Genomic DNA, 18,317 nt, shown 5'->3' with positions numbered 1-18,317 from the left:
TCTCCGCTTCAGTTGGGGATGACAGCCGTGGCTTCGATTTCCACCAGTGCGTCGTCTTCGATGAGCGCGACGACCTGCACCGCGCTCATCGCGATGTCGTAATCGCCGATCAGTTCGCGAAACGCCGCGCCGATTTCCTTCGCCGCCGCGAGATAGGCGCGCTTGTCCGTGACGTACCACGTCATGCGCACGAGATGCGCGGGCTCGCCGCCCGCTTCGCGCAGCACCGCGACGACATTGCGCAAGGCCTGCGCCGCCTGCGGGCCGAACTCCTCGCTGACGAAGCGCGCCTGTTCGTCCCAGCCGATTTGCCCCGCGATATACACCTGCGTGCCGCGCACGGCGACGCCGTTCGCGTAGCCGCGCGGCTTGATCCAGCCCGAAGGCAGAAGCGTTTTTTTCATGAGCGTGTCTCCTCTTGCATGACGCGGCTCGTGCCCGGCGCGAACTGCTCGATTGCGCGGGCGATGTCGCCGGGAATGTCGATCGAACGGCCATCGTCGAGCGATGTCGTCACCAGAACCTGCTTTGCGCGAAAGCGCACTTCGCCGCCGCAATGACAGACGATGTCGATGCGGATCGAGCGCTGGCCGACCGTATCGACGGCGAGCGCGAGCGTCACCGTTTCACCCATGCGGCTCGGCCGCGAGAAGTCGCAATTGAGCTTCACGATGGGAAGCCCGACGCGGCGCGCCGAAATCATGTGCGCATAGTCGATGCAGAGCGCCTCGTTGAACCAGTCTTCGACGAGCGCATTCGTCATCACGAGGTATTGCGGGAAATAGACGATGCCGGCCGGATCGCAATGCCCGAAACGGATGCGCACCGGCATGTCGAAGGTGGGCTTCGTCATCGACGTTCCCCGTGCGCTTTCAGCAGGTCGCGCCCGACGATCAACTGCTGAACTTCGGTCGCGCCTTCGTAGATGCGCAACGCGCGAATCTCGCGATACAGCGATTCGACCGCCATGCCGCGCGTCACGCCGAGACCGCCCCATAGCTGCACGGCCGCGTCGATGACCTGTTGCGCGCCTTCGCTCGCGTGCCACTTCGCCATGGCGGCTTCGCGCGTCACGCTTTCGCCCTGATCGCGCAGCCACGCAGCGCGATAGACGAGCAGCGCGCTCGTGTCGATGGTCAGCGCCATCTGCGCGAGCTTCGCCTGCGTGAGTTGAAAATCGCCGAGTGTCTGGCCGAACATCTTGCGCGATGCGGCGCGATCGAGTCCTTCCTGCATCGCGCGGCGTGCGAAGCCGAGCGATGCGGCCGCCACCGACGTGCGGAAGATATCGAGCGTGCGCATGGCGATCTTGAAGCCTTCGCCCGCCGCGCCGAGCATCTGGCTGCGCGGCACGCGCGCGTTGTCGAAATGCAGGCGCGCAAGCGGATGCGGCGCGATCACGTCGATGCGTTCGGCGATCCGCAAGCCGGGCGTGTCGGCATCGACGGTGAACGCGCTGATGCCGCGCGCGCCCGGCGCTTCACCGGTGCGCGCGAACACGACGTAGAAGTCGGCGATGCCGCCGTTCGAAATCCACGTCTTGTCGCCGTTCAGCACGTAGGCGTCGCCGTCGAGGCGCGCATCGACCGACATCGCCGCTACATCGGAACCGGCGTCAGGCTCCGACAAGGCGAACGCCGCCAATGCCGTTCCCTTCGCGACACGCGGCAAATAGCGCTCTTTTTGCGCATCGGTGCCCGCAAGCGAGATCGCGCCCGAGCCTAAGCCTTGCATCGCGAAAGCGAAATCGGCGAGGCCGTCGTGCTTTGCGAGCGTTTCGCGCAACAGGCACACGGCGCGCGTATCGATGGTGTCGTTCGATGCGCCGTAGCGCGTGCCGCCGATGCAATGCGTGAGCCAGCCCGCATCGCCCAGCATGCGCACGAGGCGCTTGCACGTGGCGTCGGTGTCGGCGTGATCGACGTGCTTCAAGTGTTCGGCGGCCCATGTATCGACGGCGCGCGCGAGTTCGCGATGCCGTTCGTCGAAGAACGGCCACGCGAGCGCGCTATGAAGATCGGCGTTCAATTCAGTCTCCTTCGAACACGGGCCGTGACTTTGCCGCGAAGGCGCGATACGCGCGCTCGAAGTCGCGCGTGCTCATGCAGATGGCTTGCGCCTGTGCCTCGGATTCGATCGCTTCGTCGATGCTCATGCTCCATTCCTGATGCAGCATCTTCTTCGTGATGCCGTGCGCGAAGGTCGGCCCCGCGACGAGTTCGGAGGCGAGTTTCGCGGCTTCGTCGAGCAAGGTTTCAGGCGGGCAGAGACGGTTATAGAAGCCCCAGCTATGGCCTTCGTCTCCGCTCGCGGCGCGACCCGTGTAGAGCAGTTCCGCCGCGCGTCCCTGGCCGATGATGCGCGGCAGGATCGAGCACGCGCCCATGTCGCAGCCCGCGAGACCGACGCGCGCGAACAGGAACGCGAGCTTGCTGCGCGCCGTGCCGAGCCGCATGTCGGCGGCCATCGCGAGGATCGCGCCCGCGCCCGCGCACACGCCGTCCACGGCCGCGATGACGGGCTGCGGGCAATGACGCATCGCCTTCACGAGATCGCCCGTCATGCGCGTGAAGAGGAGCAGTTCCGGCATCGGCAGATCGATGAGCGGCGCGATGATTTCATGCACGTCGCCGCCGGAGCAGAAGTTCTCGCCCGCGCCGTGAATCACGATGGATTTCACATCGGTCGCATAGGCAAGCTGGCGAAACAGGTCGCGCAACTCCGCATACGATTCGAAGGTCAGCGGATTCTTGCGCTCGGGCCGGTTCAGCGTGATGGTCGCGACGCCGTTCGCCGCGGACCAGCCAAAATGCTTCGCGCGATAGCCGGCGAGCGTCGTTCTGTTTCCGGCAAGAAGGGCATTCGATGATGTCATTGTCGTCGTCTCCTTCAGTCTTTCAGCGTTTTCAACAGATGCTGTTTCAGCTTGCCGAGCCGCTGATGCGTCTGCGATTTCTCGTTCAGTTCGAGGCCGCCGAACATTTCGACGACCCATTGCTCATGCGCGGTCGCCATCTTGTCGAACGCGGCGCGGCCTTGCGGCGTTAAGCGCACGCTGATCGAGCGGCGGTCGTTCGGATCGGTATAGCGCGATACGAGGCCTTCCTTTTCGAGCTGATCGGTGATGCCCGTCACGTTGCCGCCCGTGACCATCATGCGGCGCGAGAGCTCGGTCATCTTCAGACCTTCGGGATGGCGTTCGAGCTGCGCCATCAGATCGAAGCGCGGCAAGGTCGTATCGAACTCGGTGCGCAGGCGCTTGCGCAGTTCGGCTTGCACGAGGTTCGTCGTGGTCAGCATGCGCAGCCACAGGCGCAGTCCCATGTGGCTGTCGACGCCCGTGCTCATCTCCAGATCGACGACGTTGTCCGCCGGTTTTTCGACACCCTTGCGCGGCGTCTTCGGCTCGGCGGCGGCCGTCTTTTTGTTGCGTGCGGCGTGGGTCACGTGACTTCTCCACCTGATACGGAAATGGATTGGCCGTTCATCGCGCCAGAGCCGGGCGCGCATAGCCAGAGCACGGCATGGGCGACTTCTTCCGGCTGCACGAAGCGGCGTTGCGGGTTGTGGCGCGCGAGCGCATCCCGTGCGTCCTGCTCGCTGCGCGATGTCTTCGCCATGATCTGATCGAGCGATTCGCGCAGCAGCTCGGTTTCGGTATAGCCGGGGCAGACCGCGTTGACCGTGATGCCCTTGGTCGCGACCTCGAGCGCGAGCGCGCGTGTCAGACCGATGACGCCATGCTTCGCCGCGCAATAAGCGGCGACATAGGCATAGCCGATTTGCCCCGCGGTGCTCGCCACATTCACGATGCGGCCATAGCCACGTTCGAGCATCGAAGGCAAGGCGGCGCGGGTGCAGAGGAACACGCCGGTCAGGTTCACGTCGAGCATGTTTTGCCAGAGCGCGGTGTCGGTCTGCGTGAAGGGCGCGGCGCGCGCGTGGCCCGCGTTGTTCACGAGAATATCCACCGGGCCTGCGCGGGAGAACGCTTCGTTCACGGCGGCTTCATTCGTGACATCGACGCTGATACACGCGACATCGCGAAACGCATGCATCGCGTCGCGCTGCGCTTCGAGACGCGCGATATCGCGGCCCATCAGCGTGACGCGCGCGCCCGCTTGCGCGAGCGCCACCGCGCACGATGCGCCGATGCCGCTGCCGCCGCCCGTCACCACCGCATGTTTGTTGGCAAGCGCAGTCATGGCTTATACCGTTCCTTCGGCGCGTTGCGCCCGTTCTTGCGGCGTCAGGCGCGCGTTGTCGGCGGCCATTGCGCGTTCGCGTTCCAGATTGCGTTCGAGCTGCGATTTGGCGGCGGCGTATTGCTTGGGCCACGCGATATCGAAGAAGCCGATTTTCGCGGCTTCGTTCAAGGTCCACGCCGGATTCGCGAGATGCGGACGCGCCACCGCGCATAGATCCGCGCGTCCCGCCGCGATGATGCTGTTCACGTGATCCGCTTCCGATATCGCGCCGACCGCGATCGTCGCAATGCCCGCTTCGTTGCGGATGCGATCGGCGAACGGCGTCTGGAACATGCGGCCGTACACGGGCTTTTCTTCCTTGCTGACCTGACCGGACGACACGTCGATCATGTCCGCGCCCGCGGCCTTGAATGCGCGTGCGATCTCGACGGCATCGTCGGGCGTGGTGCCGCCATCGACCCAGTCGTGCGCGGAAATGCGCACCGACATCGGCTTGTCTTGCGGCCAGACTGCGCGCATCGCCTTGAAGACTTCGAGCGGATAGCGCAGCCGATTTTCGAGCGAGCCGCCGTATTCGTCGGTGCGATGATTGGTGAGCGGCGACAGGAAGCTCGACAGGAAATAGCCGTGCGCGCAGTGCAGTTCGAGCCAGTCGAAGCCGGCCTGCGCGGCCATTTCCGTGGCGCGCACGAATTGCGCCTCGATCTCGCGCAACTCGTCGCTCGATGCCTCGTGCGACCACTGGCTCACATCACGCAAGTACTGTTGCGGCGATGCGGAGACGAGCGGCCAGTTGTTATCCGCAAGCGGCTGATCGATGCCTTCCCAGCTCACGCGCGTCGAAGCCTTCGCGCCCGCATGACCGAGCTGCATGCCGATCTTCGCGTCCGATTGCGCGTGCACGAAATCGACGATGCGCTTCCACGCGTCGAGATGCGCCGGCGCATACATGCCGGGGCATCCCGGCGTGATGCGCGCTTGCGGCGACACGCATGTCATCTCCGTCATGACGAGCGCCGCGCCGCCCATCGCGCGCGCGCCGAGATGCATGAGGTGATAGTCGCCCGCGACGCCATCGAGGGCGGAATACTGCGCCATCGGCGAGACGACGACTCGGTTCTTCAGCGTGATCCCGCGCAGCGTGAAGGGCGTGAACATCGGCGGAACGGAACGTTGCTGCGCGTTGCGTTCGATGCCCGCGCGCGCGGCGAGCCAGTCTTCGAACGAGGCGAGATAGCGCGCGTCGCGTTCGCGCAGGTTTTCATGCGAGATGCGTTGCGAGCGCGTGAGCAGCGAATACGCGAACTGCTCCGGCGCAAACGAGGCGTAGCGGTCCACATGCTCGAACCATTCCGTCGAATTGCGCGCGGCGTTCTGAATGCGCAGCACGTCGATGCTGCGCACTTGCGTGTAATGCGCAAGCGCGCCTTCGAGATCGCCGGACTGCTTCGCGAACGCCGTGTCGATGCTGTTGGCGAGCTCGATCGAGTCTTCGAGCGCGAGCTTCGTGCCCGAGCCGATGGAGAAGTGCGCGGTGTGCGCGGCATCGCCCATCAGCACGATGGGGGTGCGCTTGCCGGTCGCGTTGTCGCGCCAATGCACCCATTCGCGGTTCACGACGCGCGGAAAGCGAATCCATTGCGCCGAGCCGCGCAGATGCGTGGCGTTGGACATCAGCGCGTGGCCGTCGAGATACTGTGCGAATAGCTTTTCGCAGAACGCGATGCCTTCTTCCTTGCTCATGTCGGCGAGGCCTGCCGCGCGCCATACGCGCTCGGGCGCTTCGACGATGAACGTCGATGTGCTGTCGTCGAAACGATAGGCATGCGCCTGAAACCAGCCCCATTCGGTCTTTTCGAACGCGAAGGTGAAGGCGTCGAAGCATTTGTTCGTGCCGAGCCACACGAAGCGGCAATCGCGCATATCGATGTCGGGCTGATATGTCGAGGCGTATTTCTGGCGGATGGCGCTGTTCGCGCCGTCGCTCGCGATGATGAGATCGGCTTCGTAGTCCTCGTCGTTCACGACATGTGTTTCGAAGACGAGCTTGACGCCGAGTTCTTCGCAGCGCGCTTGCAGAATGTTCAGCAGACGCTTGCGGCCGATGCCGCAGAAACCGTGACCGGACGAGCGGATCGTGCTGCCGCCAATATGGACTTCGATGTCGTCCCAGTGGTTGAAGGCATCGAGAATGGCGTCGGCGCTTTGCGGGTCGGCTGTGCGAAGGTTGCCGAGCGTCTGGTCGGAGAAGACCACGCCCCAGCCGAAAGTGTCATAGGGGCGGTTGCGTTCTACGACGATGATGTCGTAAGACGGGTGGCGGCGCTTCATTAAAAGGCCGAAATACAGGCCCGCCGGGCCCCCGCCGATACAGACGATACGCATGGTTGATCTCCGACCGTGTCTCCTCGAATCGATAATTTAGGTTTAGATAGTTTAGATGTCAAGTAAATGATTTCGTATGCGGATTGAATGAGTGACTTTTCGTCCCGTTTGTTCTCGAATGCAGAAGAATGAATTCTTCGGAGCGGCCGTTCTATCCGGAAGCCCGGGTCGTTAGAGTGGCTCCATCTGCTGAAATCCGGGAGTCAAGCATGTCGAACGTGCCATCATCGCCAGGTTGGGGACTGGATCAATCTCCGTTCCATGAGGGAGAGTTGGCCGTCCAGGAACGGGTGGGTGTCCGCGAAAAGATGGCAGCGGTAAGCCGGCACGTCGTAAGGCACTACCTGACCGAGCAGCACCGCGAATTCTTCGGCCTGCTTCCTTATATCTTCGTTGGCTCTGTGGACGCGCAAGGACGGCCGTGGGCTTCGATCCTGCTGGGGAACGCGGGGTTCATGCACGCAAGCGAACCCACGACGATCACGATCGAGGCGCAGCCGCTCCATGGCGACCCGCTCGTCGAGAACCTTCGCATGGGAGCGGAGATCGCCATGCTCGGCGTGCAACTCCACACGCGCAGACGCAATCGATTTTTCGGCACGGTCACGAGCTTGAAGGATGGCGAATTCACGATCGGAGTCCGGCAGACGCTCGGGATTTGCCCGCAATACATTCAGGGGCGCGAGCCCGTCTTTCACCGCGATCCGTCGGTAAGCACGGCTTCGCCCGTGCATCGCAATCAGCGCATCGATAAAGCGGTGCGGGCGATCATCGAAAGCGCCGATACCTATTTCGTTGCGTCGGCCAATTTGCGCGAGAGCGATGGTGTTGCCCGTGGGGCCGACGTATCCCATCGCGGCGGCCGGCCAGGCTTCGTGCGTATCGATGACGACATGACGCTCACGGCCCCCGATTTCGTGGGGAATTTCCTCTTCAATACGCTCGGAAACTGGCAGCTCGATAACCGCGCCGGTCTTCTGTTCATCGACTTCGAAGGCGGCGACCTCGTGTACATTTCCGCCCGCGCCGAAATCATCTGGGACGGACCGGAGGTGAAGGCCTTCAATGGCGCGCAGCGACTGGTTCGCTACCACATCGAGGAAATCATTCGTGTGGAAGCCAGCCTTCCAGCCCGCTTTTCGGCGCCGGAGTACTCGCCATTTCTTGCTCGTACCGGAAGCTGGGGCGAAGCGGAGAAAAGGCTCGAAGCCGAGCGCTTTCGCAACGAATGGAGACCGTTGCGCATCTCGCGCATCGAGGAGGAGAGTTCGACGATTCGATCGTTCTATCTCGTACCCGCCGATGGACGCGGTCTGGCAGGCTACGAGCCGGGTCAGTTCTTGCCGATTCGCGTGCAGCCGGATGCCTGGACGGAACCGGTGAACCGCACCTACACGCTCTCGAGCGCGCCGGGCGGCGCATCGTATCGAATCACGGTGAAACGTGAAGGAACGGGCGGTGTGTCGGATTGGCTTCATGACCACGTGACGGTCGGCACCGTGATCGAGGGGATGGCGCCGCGCGGCTCGTTCGTCTTCAATGCCGATGCGCGCGCGCCGGTCGTTTTGATCTCCGCCGGGGTCGGCATCACGCCGATGATTGCCATGATCGACAGCCTGCTCGTGAACAACGGCAGAACGCTTCATCACGCACCGATCTGGTTCGTGCATGGCGCGCGCAACTCCGCCAGTCATGCTTTCAGCGCGTTCCTGAATGACAAACTCAGCAGGCACGGCAATTTGCATGCGCATGTTCGCTACAGCCGCCCGTTGCCGGACGATCGCTTGGGGGTAAAGCATGACAGCGAGGGCATCGTTGACATCGACCTGCTGAAGGCGATCCTGCCCTTCGACAATTACCAGTTCTTCCTGTGCGGACCGGCGGCGTTCATGCAGTCGTTGTATGACGGACTCATCGACCTGGGCGTGCGCGATACGTCGATTCACCTGGAAAGCTTCGGTCCTGCTTCGGTGAAGCGTCGTATCGAGCGTGCCGCGTCAGACGAGGCCGAGGAATCGATCGTCGTGACTTTCGCCAAATCGGGCAAGACGGCTCGCTGGCGTCCTGAACATGGTTCGCTTCTCGACCTGGCGGAGCGGGCCGGCATTCCGGCGTTATCGAGTTGCCGTGTCGGAAGCTGCGGTACGTGCTCGGTCAAAGTTCTGAACGGCTCGGTTGATTATGCCCAGCCGCCGGGCCATGAGATTCCTCCCGGCGAGGCGCTCATCTGTTGCGCTACGCCGCATCCTGGCGTACATCTCGCGGATTCGCTGGACCGGGAGGGCGTATCGCTCGACTTATGAGCGGCGGCAAGAGACAGCGAGACGTAAGCGCGCGCCAACACGGCGCGGACAAGGCCGCCCTTCAGTTTGCGACCGGGTTTGCCGATAACGGGCGTACCACGCGCGAATCCCGTCACCTTGTCTATCCACAGTTTCCCGATGAAGCTCAGCCTCAAGATACCCCTCGCTTTTGCCGCGGCGCTCGTGCTCATGTTCGCCGGCGCCCTGTACGGCATCTTCGCGCTCAATGCCTCCATCGATGCCTATCGCGATGAAGTCGCGAACAACGTAGCCAACGAGCGGATGGTCTCGGCAACGCTCGTCACGTTCAAGCTGCAGGTGCAGGAGTGGAAGGACACGCTCTTGCGCGGCAAGGACCCGGCCAGGCTCCAGAAGTACTGGAGCGCCTTTCAGACCCGCGAAAGTGCGGTCGGCAAGCTGGCCGACGAACTCAAGCACAGACTTCCGGCAGGCGAAAGCCGCGACCTGATCGAGCGTTTCGCTTCCGCGCATGTCGCTATGGGGGAAGGCTACCGGCGCGGCTTCGAGGCGTTCAAAGCGGCTGGCTTCGAGCCTTCGGCGGGCGACGACGCCGTCGCGGGCGTCGATCGCCAACCGGCCGCACTGCTGGAGCAGGCGGCGAAGAACATCGCGGCCGATAGCGCGCGCGTGTCGGAAGAGGCCGATCGCGGCGCCCGGCGCGCGTCCATCGCCAGCGTCGCGCTGATGCTCCTCGTGCTTGCGCTCGCGCTGATCGGTGGCTACCTGTTCAGCCGCACCGTGTCGCGGCCGCTGGCGCGGGCGCTCGGCTGTGCGCAGGCCGTCGCGACGGGCGACCTGTCACTCGAATTCGAGGCGCGCGGCAAGGACGAAATCGCTGAATTGCTCGCAGCGCTCAAGCACATGCAGACGAGTCTCGCGCAGGTCGTGTGCAAGGTGCGGGACAACGCCGAAGGTGTTGCGACGGCGAGCGCGCAGATTGCTTCGGGCAATCTCGACTTGTCATCGCGCACCGAGGAACAGGCGGCATCGCTGCAAGAGACGGCCGCCAGCATGGAGGAAATCACCGCGGCCGTGCGTCAGAATGCCGATCATGCCGCTGACGCGTCGTCGCTGACCCAAAATGCGTGGCAAACTGCAACGAGCGGCGGAGTCATGATGGAAAAGGTCGTCGAGACGATGCACGGGATTTCCGACAGTTCGAGCAAGGTCGGCGAAATCATTTCCGTCATCGATGCGATTGCGTTTCAGACGAACATTCTGGCGCTGAACGCGGCCGTGGAGGCTGCGCGTGCCGGTGAAGAAGGACGCGGCTTCGCGGTCGTGGCGGCCGAGGTCCGGTCGTTGGCGCAGCGCAGCGCCTCGGCGGCGAAGGAGATCAAGGCGCTCATCGAACAGTCGGCCGGGCGCGTTCAGACGGGCTCCGTGCTCGTGCGGGACACGGGAGCGATCATTGCCGACATCGTCGGCTCGGTGCAAAGGGTCGCAGGCGTCGTGAACGGGATCTCGGCGGCGTCGGAAGAGCAGCGCAGCGGCATCGAGCAAGTCAATCTGGCCGTCACGCAGATGGACGAGGTGACACAGCAAAACGCGGCGCTGGTCGAGCAGGCCTCGGCGGCGGCGCAGGCGCTGGCGGGCCAGGCTGCCTCGCTGCGCGACGCGGTGGCGGTGTTCAGGTTGCGCGAAGATGCGGCCTTGCCCCGGCAAGCGGCACTGCCGGCTTAACAGGACACGCGGAGACAACGAAGATGAGCGAGCAAAACGTTACGCGCCCACCGGCGCCGCCCAGCGACACGAGTTTCGCCTGGTCCGACGCACGGCTCCTGGGCTTCACGCAGATGGACGAGGTGCACAAGGAGTTTTATACGGTCGCGCGCAAGCTCGTGACCTGCACCGACGCCACCGCCGCGGACGCGATCGACGAGTTCGAGAAGCACGCCGTCAGCCACTTCGAGCAGGAAGACGAGTGGATGCGTTCGACGAATTTCCCGCCGCGCGACTGCCACCTCGACGAACATGCCGCCGTCCTGAATTCGGTCCGTGAAGTCAAGGAAGCGGTCGGACTCGGGCACGCCGGCGCCGAGCTGGTTCGAGATCTCGGCATGCACCTCTTCGACTGGTTCCCAGGGCATGCGGACTACCTGGACTCAGCGCTGGCGGCATGGATGACCAAGCAGACGATGGGCGGCAAGCCGGTCGTGATCAGACGAAAGATCTGATCAGGCTCGGGGCCGCGGGGCGTCAGCGTTTCGCGGAATCCTCCTCGGGCGACTCCTTCTGAACGATCTCGGCGTCGATCGTGCGGCCATCGTCGCCGAAGTCGCGCGCTTGCCGGCGCAGCGCGCGCGTTTTCCACCATAGATAGCCGACGACGATCGCGCCCACGCCGAACAGCACGGCGAGCAGCACCAGCGAGAGCATCGCGGCTGCCACGAGCACGATCACGCTCACAATCGTAGCCGTCACCCGGCCGAACCATCCGGAACCGCCTGCCGGCACTCCGTCCTCATACGTCACGCGCCGTGGCGGCACTCTGCCGTTGTCCATCACTCAATCTCCTTCCTTGCGGCAATGAAAGGGCAGCTTCGCCCGATTCGCCCCTCCGGGTCAACCCGGATTGATCATGGCCGAGCATCGCTGATACCTTCCAGATCATACGTATGACCTAGAGAAGGATAACGCATGCCGACTTTACACAGGCAGGTCTTGAACCGGATGGGCGAGCAGATCTGCGCCGGCCGGTTCCAGCCGGGCGACATCCTGCCCGCCGAAGGCGAACTCGCGGAAGAGATGCAAGTGAGCCGCATCACCATCCGCGAGACGATGAAATCGCTGTCCGCGAAGGGCATGCTTCAGGTGCGCCGCCGGCACGGCACCATCGTGCTGCCGCGCTCGCAGTGGCAACTGTTCGATCCGGACGTCATCACCTGGCGCGCGCGCGCCGGCGCGGTCGATGCCGACCTCATTCGCGACCTGATGGAGTTGCGCACGATCATCGAGCCGAACGCCGCCAGGCTGGCCGCAACCCGCGCGACGCCGGAGGATCGCGTGGCGGTGCGGCGCGCCTTCAAGGCGATGGAGCGCGCTGTCGCGGGGCAGGGCGAATACGTGCCCGCCGACCTCGCGTTTCACGGCGCGATCCTGACGGCGTGCCACAACCAGTTCATCCAGCAGATGCAAAACGCGCTTTCCGCGATCCTGCGCACGAGCTTCGAACTGAGTTCGGAGATCGAAGGCGGGCCCGCGCGTTCGCTGCCGATGCACGAAGCGCTGTGCGTCGCGATCGAACAGGGCGATGCGCAAGCGGCCGCGAACGCCGTGCTGACGCTGATCGAGCGCGCGGAAAAGGACTTCGACGATCGCGCGGCCCTTACCCGCACCGCGAACGACCAGCCGCTGTAACACGCTTTCAGTGATGCGAAGACCAGGCCGCAGCCTCCCGACGAGGCTGCGCGGGCGCGCTCGCGCCCACGATTTCAACCTAATCGACAGGAACACGGCATGACCACGTTATTCGATCTGAGCGGCCGCACGGCGCTCGTCACCGGCTCGGCGCGCGGCATTGGCTACGCGCTGGCGCAAGGGCTCGCGGCGGCGGGCGCGCGCGTCATCGTCAACGGCACGAAAGCCGATACCGTCGATGCCGCGGCCGGCCGTCTGCGCGCGCAAGGCTTCGACGCACTCGGCCGCGCATTCGACGTCACCGACGAGGCATCGGTGGCCGCCGCGTTCGCGGCGTGGGACGCGGAGGGCATCGACGTGGATATCGTCGTGAATAACGCGGGCATCCAGTTTCGCAAGCCGATGATCGAGCTTGCGCTCGCCGACTGGCAACGCGTGATCGACACCGATCTCACGAGCGCGTTCATCGTCGCGAAGGAAGCGGCGCGGCGCATGATCGCGCGCGGCCGCGGCGGCAAGATCATCAATATCGGCTCGCTCACGAGCGAAGGCGCGCGCGCGACCGTTGCGCCTTATACGGCGGCCAAGGGCGGCGTGAAGATGCTCACGCGCGCGATGAGCGCCGAATGGGCCGTGCACGACATTCAGGCCAACGCGATCGGCCCCGGCTACATCCTCACCGACATGAACCAGGCGCTCGTCGACAACCCGAGCTTCGACGCGTGGGTCAAGAGCAGCAATCCGTCGCAACGCTGGGGCAGGCCCGAAGAACTCGTCGGCACGGCGGTGTATCTGGCGTCGCCCGCATCGAGCTATGTGAACGGCCAGATCATTTACGTCGATGGCGGCTGGCTCGCCGTCCTCTGATCACCTCGATACGATTTCCGGAGACATCATGGATCACGTCAAAACCGTGGCGCCGCAGAGATGGTGGTATCTCATGCCCATCATCTTCATCACTTACAGCCTCGCCTATCTCGACCGCGCAAACTATGGCTTCGCCGCCGCCGCGGGCATCGACCGCGATCTCGGCATCACGCATGCCACGTCGTCGCTGATCGGTTCGCTGTTTTTCCTCGGCTATTGCCTGTTTCAGATTCCCGGCGCGATCTACGCGCAGAAGAACAGCGTCAAGAAGCTGATCTTCGCGAGCCTGCTGCTGTGGGGCGCGTGCGCCGCGCTCACCGGCATGGTGAGCAATATCCCGATGCTGATGGCGCTGCGCTTCATTCTCGGTATCGTCGAAGCGGCCGTGATGCCGTCCATGCTGATGTACATCAGCCGCTGGTTCACGCGCACCGAACGCTCTCGCGCGAACACTTTCCTCATTCTCGGCAATCCGGTCACGGTGCTGTGGATGTCGGTGCTTTCGGGCTATCTCGTCAAGAGCTTCGGCTGGCGTGAGATGTTCATCATCGAAGGCGTGCCGGCGATCGCATGGGCGATCGTGTGGTGGTTCACGGTGAAGGACAAGCCCGCCGACGCGCCGTGGATGACCGACGCCGAGAAGGCCGAACTCGATGCGCGTCTGAAAGCGGAGCAGGCGCATATCGCGCCGGTGCGCGACTACAAGGCGGCGTTCCGTTCGTCGATCGTCCTCAAGTGCTGCGCGATCCATGCGCTGTGGAGCGTCGGCGTGTACGGCTTCATCATGTGGCTGCCGTCCATTCTGAAGTCGGCATCGGCAATCGATATCGTCTCGGTCGGCTGGCTCTCGGCCGTGCCGTATCTCGCGGCCATCGTGTTGATGCTGCTCGCATCCTGGCTCTCCGACAAAACGCGCAACCGCAAGCTCTTCGTCTGGCCGCTGCTGCTGATCGGCACGATTGCGTTCGTCGGCTCTTATCTTGTCGGCAGCTCGAACTTCTGGCTGTCGTTCACGCTGCTCGTGATTGCCGGCGCGACCATGTATGCGCCATACGGCCCGTTCTTCGCGCTCGTGCCGGAACTGATCCCGAGCAACGTGCTCGGCGGCGCGATCGGCTTCATCAACGCGAGCGGCGCGCTCGGCGCGTTCCTCGGTTCATGGGTCGTCGGCTATCTGAACGGTGCGACCGGCAGCCCCGCGGCGTCATACGCGTTCATGGCCGCGGCGCTCTTTGCCTCCGTCGTTCTGATGATGCTCGTGCCGGCGCACTCGGGCGAACGTTCGACGCCATCCGGCAGCGCAGGCAAGAAACCCGTTCCCTCGGCTCTCGCGAAATAAAGCAATGGCAACTCTGATTACCGACATCAAAGTCATCCTGACCGCCCCTGAAGGCATCAATCTCGTCGTCGTCAAGATCGAGACCAATCAGGATGGGCTCTACGGGCTGGGCTGTGCGACCTTCGCGTATCGGCATCTCGCCGTGAAATGCCTGATCGAAGAATATTTGCGGCCGCTGCTCATCGGGCGCAATGCGGAAGCGATCGAGGAACTCTGGCAGTTGATGCACCAGAACGCCTACTGGCGCAACGGGCCGATCGAGAACAATGCGATCTCCGGCATCGACATGGCGCTATGGGATATCAAGGGCAAGCAGGCAAACATGCCCTTGTATCAGCTCTTCGGCGGCAAGGTGCGCGAAGGCGTGCCCATCTACCGTCATGCCGACGGGCGCGATCTCGCTGAACTCTGCGACAACATCCAGCGTTATCGCGAGCAGGGCATCACGCATGTTCGCTGTCAGAGCGGCGGCTACGGCGGGGGCGGATTCGGCTCCGCGCCCTCGAACGCGCCACGGGGCGCGCCCGATGGCATCTACCTCGACAGTCGCAAGTACATCCGCGAAACGCTCAAGTTGTTCGATGGCATTCGCAGCAAGATCGGCTTCGATGTCGAGCTTTGTCACGACGTGCATGAGCGATTGAAGCCCGTGGAAGCGATCCGCTTTGCACGCGAACTCGAGCCGTTCGAGCTCTTCTTCCTCGAAGATGCGATTGCGCTGGAAGAGGGCGAATGGATGCGCCAGCTTCGCGACAAGACGACGACGCCGCTCGCGCAGGGCGAGTTGTTCAATAACCCGTATGAATGGCGTTTCCTGATCAGCGAGCGGCTGATCGATTTCATTCGCGTGCATTTGAGCCAGATCGGCGGCATCACGGCGGGGCGCAAGCTGCAGATATTCGCCGAACAATTCGGCGTGCGAACCGCGTGGCATGGACCGGGCGATATGTCGCCGCTCGCGCATGCCGCGAATATACACATCGACCTGACATCGCGTAATTTCGGTGTGCAGGAATGGTCGGGCACGGAGCCGCCGAACTTCGTGATTCAGGAACTCAAAGGGCCGCGCGCCGCGTTGCTCGATGTCTTCCCTGGCCTGCCCGAATTTCGCGGCGGCTACGTCTATGCGAATGACAAGCCCGGTCTGGGCGTAGACCTCGACGAGAACGAAGCGGCGAAGTATCCGTGCGAGTCGAATGTCACGCGTTGGACGCAGACACGTTTGATGGATGGCGGATTGCAGACGCCTTGATGCAATTTCAACGACCTATCACTGCGCGTAATCTTCAAGGAATATGTAATAAGTCAGCGACATAACGTAAGGAGGCAGTCACAGCAGATGCATGAAGGGGTCTGATAATTCCGCCGGCAGAAAGATTCACGAGTCCATTACTCGTGAAAACAACAAGAGTGCTCTCCAAACCAGCCGGGTTCCCCACAATGTCAGTCAGCTCGAAGCAACGCATTCCCCTTGTTCTCACATCCCTTGCGATGGCGTGTACGCTGGCCGCCTGCGGCGGCAGTGATTCGACCACGGCGTCGTCAGGTTCCAGCGCACCCGCGAGCAAGACGTTGTCCGGCGTAGTCGCCGCGACGGCGTTTGCGCCGGGTAGCGCCACGGGCGACCCGGTCATCAAGGCGGGCTATTACAGCGGCGCCACGGTGTGCGTCGACGCCAACAGCAACGGCAAGTGCGACGACTCGGAAGTCACCGCCACGACCGACGCGCAAGGCAAGTTCGCGTTGAAGGTCGATGCTTCCGCGAGCGGCCAGTTGCTCGCCGATATCGGTAACAAGGCGAGCAATTCGGCGAGCGGGACCGCCGTTGCGAACCATCTGATCCTGCGTGCCTCGGCTGCGCAAATCGCCGACCAGGGCGCGGCGAATGTCGTGATCAGCCCGATGTCGACCGAAGTGCAACGCCTCGTCGAAGCAAACGGCAGCGACTACGCGACCGAGAAGGCGAATCTCGCCACGCGCCTGAGCGGCCCGGGCGTCGCGGCACTGCAGGCGACCGTGCCTGCCGCCGACGTGCTCGCCGACGTGAACAAGCTGTCGGGCGCGGAACAGTCGGCCATTCTCTATGAAGACAATGCGCTCACGAGCCGTTACGCCTATGCGGCCACCAAGCTCGATCGCGGCGATCTTTACCCGGACAACCTCGCGATGGCGGGCGGCGACCCGTCGCTGATCGGCGCGGCGGGCGTCTCGACGGCGACGGCAGTCAAGACGAACCAGACTCAGGCGCCCATCACGTTCGCCCAAGCGCAACAGGCTGCGTTCAACCTCGAAGGCATTCCGCGCTACGACGCCGTGTTCATCGTCATGCTCGAGAACCGCTCGATCGGCACGACGGCGAAAGGCACGATCGGTATCGAAGGTTCCGGCGACGCACCGTATATCGCCGGCAACCTGGACTTCAGCACCGGCAAGTGGAATCAGGCGACGACCTACTATTCGACGGGCAATCCGTCGGAGCCGAACTACACGGCGCTCGGCGGCGCGGACGACTGGGGCATCACCGACGATAACTGGTGGGGCTGCGGCATGGATGCATCCGCGCTCAAGGACACCGCTTTCGCGGGCGGCAAGGCGTCGGACGGGCAGCCCCTCGTGGCGTTGCCGGCCGTTCCGGACAACAGCAAGGGCAATCTGTCGGGCTATGGCAAGTGCCCGGTCGGTGCGGATGCCGCGCATAACATCGTCGCGTCGAACCTGTTCACGCAGCTTTCGGCCGCGGGCCTCTCGTGGCGCACCTATAGCGAGTCGATGAACCCCGGACAGGACGTGCGTGCCGACAGCATCGCCGACCCCGCCGTGGTGGCCGGTTACAAGGGCCTGGCGGGAACCGTGACCGCAGGTCTGACCAGCGCGCCCATGGCGATGCCTTCGGCGCTGTACAAGACCAAGCATCATCCGGGCATGGCCTACCAGACCGCGCGCTCGCTGCCGGAGTTCTACGCCAGCAACCGGACGATCTTCGGTACGCAGTACGCCACGGCGATGCAGGCCACGTCCGTCTACCCCATTCCCGCGGGCTATGACTACGATCAGTTCGGCACGGACCTGAAGAACGGCGATATCGGCGCGATCAACTTCGTCGTTCCCGACCAGTGCGACGACATGCACGGCACGGGCAGCGATGCGACCTGCACCGGCGACGCCCTGGTGAAGCGCGGTGATGCGTATGTCCAGCAAGTCGTGACGAAGATCCAGTCCTCGCCGATCTGGAACAACCCGAACCGCCAGGTCGCGATCGTCGTGATGTTCGACGAAGGCGAAGGCAGTTCGACGTCGTGCTGCGGCTGGAATCCGTCGCAGACCAGCGGCGCGGAACCGCTCACGTATTCGAACGGCAAGTATTCCCCGGTGACGACCACGGTGTACAACCATGGGAATCACGGTCACGGCAATTCGATCTTTGGCGTGGTCACGAACCACGGTCCGCAAGGCGTTCAGGATAGCGACGCGTACAGCCACTTCTCGTTCGTGCGCACCCTGCAGGACATGTTCCAGCTTGCCGATCCGGCGCCGGGCCAGGAGTTCACGTACATCGGCCGTTCGAAGTACACGGAGAAGTTCATCACGGCCAACGTCCTGAACCTGCCGGAACTCGCGGGCAGCGCCGATACGCACTTCGATTCGGTGCGCCCGATGAACCATGCGTACATCACGCCGGCCGGCTACACGCAGCGGCTGAATCCGGCTGACATCATCGGTACGCAGGAAGCCAACCGCCAGCCGGGTCCGGACAAGACCCAGACGAATATCTGGGCGGTCAAGTAAGGCGCGTGCCGAAGGGGAAAGGGCTCGCTCTTTCCCTCGGGCATCCGC

The 18,317-nt window shown here is 63.6% G+C and carries 16 protein-coding genes; 8 read left to right on the top strand and 8 right to left on the bottom strand.

Annotated features, from left to right (window positions below; all coding sequences use genetic code 11):
* Nucleotides 1-8: 8 nt before the first annotated feature.
* From LY284_RS26200 to LY284_RS26170, 7 genes are read right to left on the bottom strand one after another with little or no spacing between them, the layout of a single operon-like run.
* Nucleotides 9-404: a RidA family protein gene (locus tag LY284_RS26200; RefSeq protein ID WP_233388905.1), complete on the bottom strand. Its 396-nt coding sequence runs from the start codon at nt 402-404 to the stop codon at nt 9-11.
* Nucleotides 401-853 (bottom strand): thioesterase family protein, encoded by a 453-nt coding sequence (locus LY284_RS26195; protein WP_045459692.1) that lies wholly within the window; start codon nt 851-853, stop codon nt 401-403. Before LY284_RS26195 ends, LY284_RS26200 begins: the two co-directional genes overlap by 4 nt.
* Nucleotides 850-2,028: an acyl-CoA dehydrogenase family protein gene (locus tag LY284_RS26190; RefSeq protein WP_233388903.1), complete on the bottom strand. Its 1,179-nt coding sequence runs from the start codon at nt 2,026-2,028 to the stop codon at nt 850-852. The genes LY284_RS26195 and LY284_RS26190 overlap by 4 nt, the downstream gene beginning before the upstream one ends.
* Nucleotide 2,029: 1 nt before the next feature.
* Nucleotides 2,030-2,875 (bottom strand): enoyl-CoA hydratase family protein, encoded by an 846-nt coding sequence (locus LY284_RS26185; protein WP_233388901.1) that lies wholly within the window; start codon nt 2,873-2,875, stop codon nt 2,030-2,032.
* A gap of 14 nt (nt 2,876-2,889) precedes the next feature.
* A complete protein-coding gene (locus LY284_RS26180; RefSeq protein ID WP_014251809.1) occupies nt 2,890-3,447 on the bottom strand; it encodes a MarR family winged helix-turn-helix transcriptional regulator in 558 nt (185 codons plus the stop codon).
* Entirely contained in the window at nt 3,444-4,205 is a 762-nt protein-coding gene (locus tag LY284_RS26175) for an SDR family NAD(P)-dependent oxidoreductase (protein ID WP_233388900.1), read from the bottom strand. Before LY284_RS26175 ends, LY284_RS26180 begins: the two co-directional genes overlap by 4 nt.
* Nucleotides 4,206-4,208: 3 nt before the next feature.
* Nucleotides 4,209-6,593 (bottom strand): bifunctional salicylyl-CoA 5-hydroxylase/oxidoreductase, encoded by a 2,385-nt coding sequence (locus LY284_RS26170; protein ID WP_233388898.1) that lies wholly within the window; start codon nt 6,591-6,593, stop codon nt 4,209-4,211.
* 209 nt (nt 6,594-6,802) lie between these two features.
* On the opposite strand from LY284_RS26170, the gene LY284_RS26165 reads away from it, so the two are divergent.
* From LY284_RS26165 to LY284_RS26155, 3 genes are all read left to right on the top strand, one after another.
* Complete coding sequence (locus LY284_RS26165) at nt 6,803-8,896, top strand: pyridoxamine 5'-phosphate oxidase family protein (RefSeq protein WP_233388896.1); 2,094 nt, start codon at nt 6,803-6,805, stop codon at nt 8,894-8,896.
* A gap of 138 nt (nt 8,897-9,034) precedes the next feature.
* Nucleotides 9,035-10,600, top strand: coding sequence for a methyl-accepting chemotaxis protein (locus tag LY284_RS26160; protein ID WP_233388893.1), 1,566 nt, complete (start codon nt 9,035-9,037; stop codon nt 10,598-10,600).
* A gap of 23 nt (nt 10,601-10,623) precedes the next feature.
* The gene (locus tag LY284_RS26155; protein WP_077160517.1) at nt 10,624-11,094 is read left to right on the top strand and encodes a bacteriohemerythrin; all 471 of its coding nucleotides are present in this window, start codon (nt 10,624-10,626) and stop codon (nt 11,092-11,094) included.
* Nucleotides 11,095-11,116: 22 nt separating this feature from the next.
* Here LY284_RS26155 and LY284_RS26150 read toward each other — a convergent pair whose 3' ends face one another.
* On the bottom strand, nt 11,117-11,422 hold the full coding sequence (locus LY284_RS26150) for a DUF2681 domain-containing protein (protein WP_233388891.1): 306 nt from the start codon (nt 11,420-11,422) through the stop codon (nt 11,117-11,119).
* 135 nt (nt 11,423-11,557) lie between these two features.
* Between LY284_RS26150 and LY284_RS26145 the strand changes: the two genes are divergently transcribed.
* The 5 genes from LY284_RS26145 to LY284_RS26125 all read left to right on the top strand — a co-directional run bounded on the left by LY284_RS26145 (nt 11,558) and on the right by LY284_RS26125 (nt 18,269).
* Nucleotides 11,558-12,277 carry a FadR/GntR family transcriptional regulator gene (locus LY284_RS26145; RefSeq protein ID WP_053571924.1) on the top strand — a complete coding sequence of 240 codons (720 nt, stop codon included), beginning with the start codon at nt 11,558-11,560 and terminating at the stop codon, nt 12,275-12,277.
* Nucleotides 12,278-12,376: 99 nt separating this feature from the next.
* Nucleotides 12,377-13,144 carry an SDR family oxidoreductase gene (locus LY284_RS26140; RefSeq protein ID WP_233388889.1) on the top strand — a complete coding sequence of 256 codons (768 nt, stop codon included), beginning with the start codon at nt 12,377-12,379 and terminating at the stop codon, nt 13,142-13,144.
* Nucleotides 13,145-13,172: 28 nt separating this feature from the next.
* Complete coding sequence (locus LY284_RS26135) at nt 13,173-14,483, top strand: MFS transporter (RefSeq protein WP_233388887.1); 1,311 nt, start codon at nt 13,173-13,175, stop codon at nt 14,481-14,483.
* 4 nt (nt 14,484-14,487) lie between these two features.
* Nucleotides 14,488-15,735, top strand: coding sequence for an enolase C-terminal domain-like protein (locus LY284_RS26130; RefSeq protein ID WP_233388885.1), 1,248 nt, complete (start codon nt 14,488-14,490; stop codon nt 15,733-15,735).
* A gap of 188 nt (nt 15,736-15,923) precedes the next feature.
* Nucleotides 15,924-18,269 (top strand): alkaline phosphatase family protein, encoded by a 2,346-nt coding sequence (locus LY284_RS26125; protein WP_077160520.1) that lies wholly within the window; start codon nt 15,924-15,926, stop codon nt 18,267-18,269.
* Nucleotides 18,270-18,317: the final 48 nt, after the last annotated feature.

The sequence above is a fragment of the Caballeronia sp. PC1 genome (assembly GCF_021353155.1).
In the GTDB taxonomy this organism is placed as follows: Bacteria; Pseudomonadota; Gammaproteobacteria; order Burkholderiales; family Burkholderiaceae; genus Caballeronia; species Caballeronia cordobensis.
Note: the sequence above shows the minus strand (reverse complement) of the source record. Positions and strands in the feature narration are given on the sequence as shown.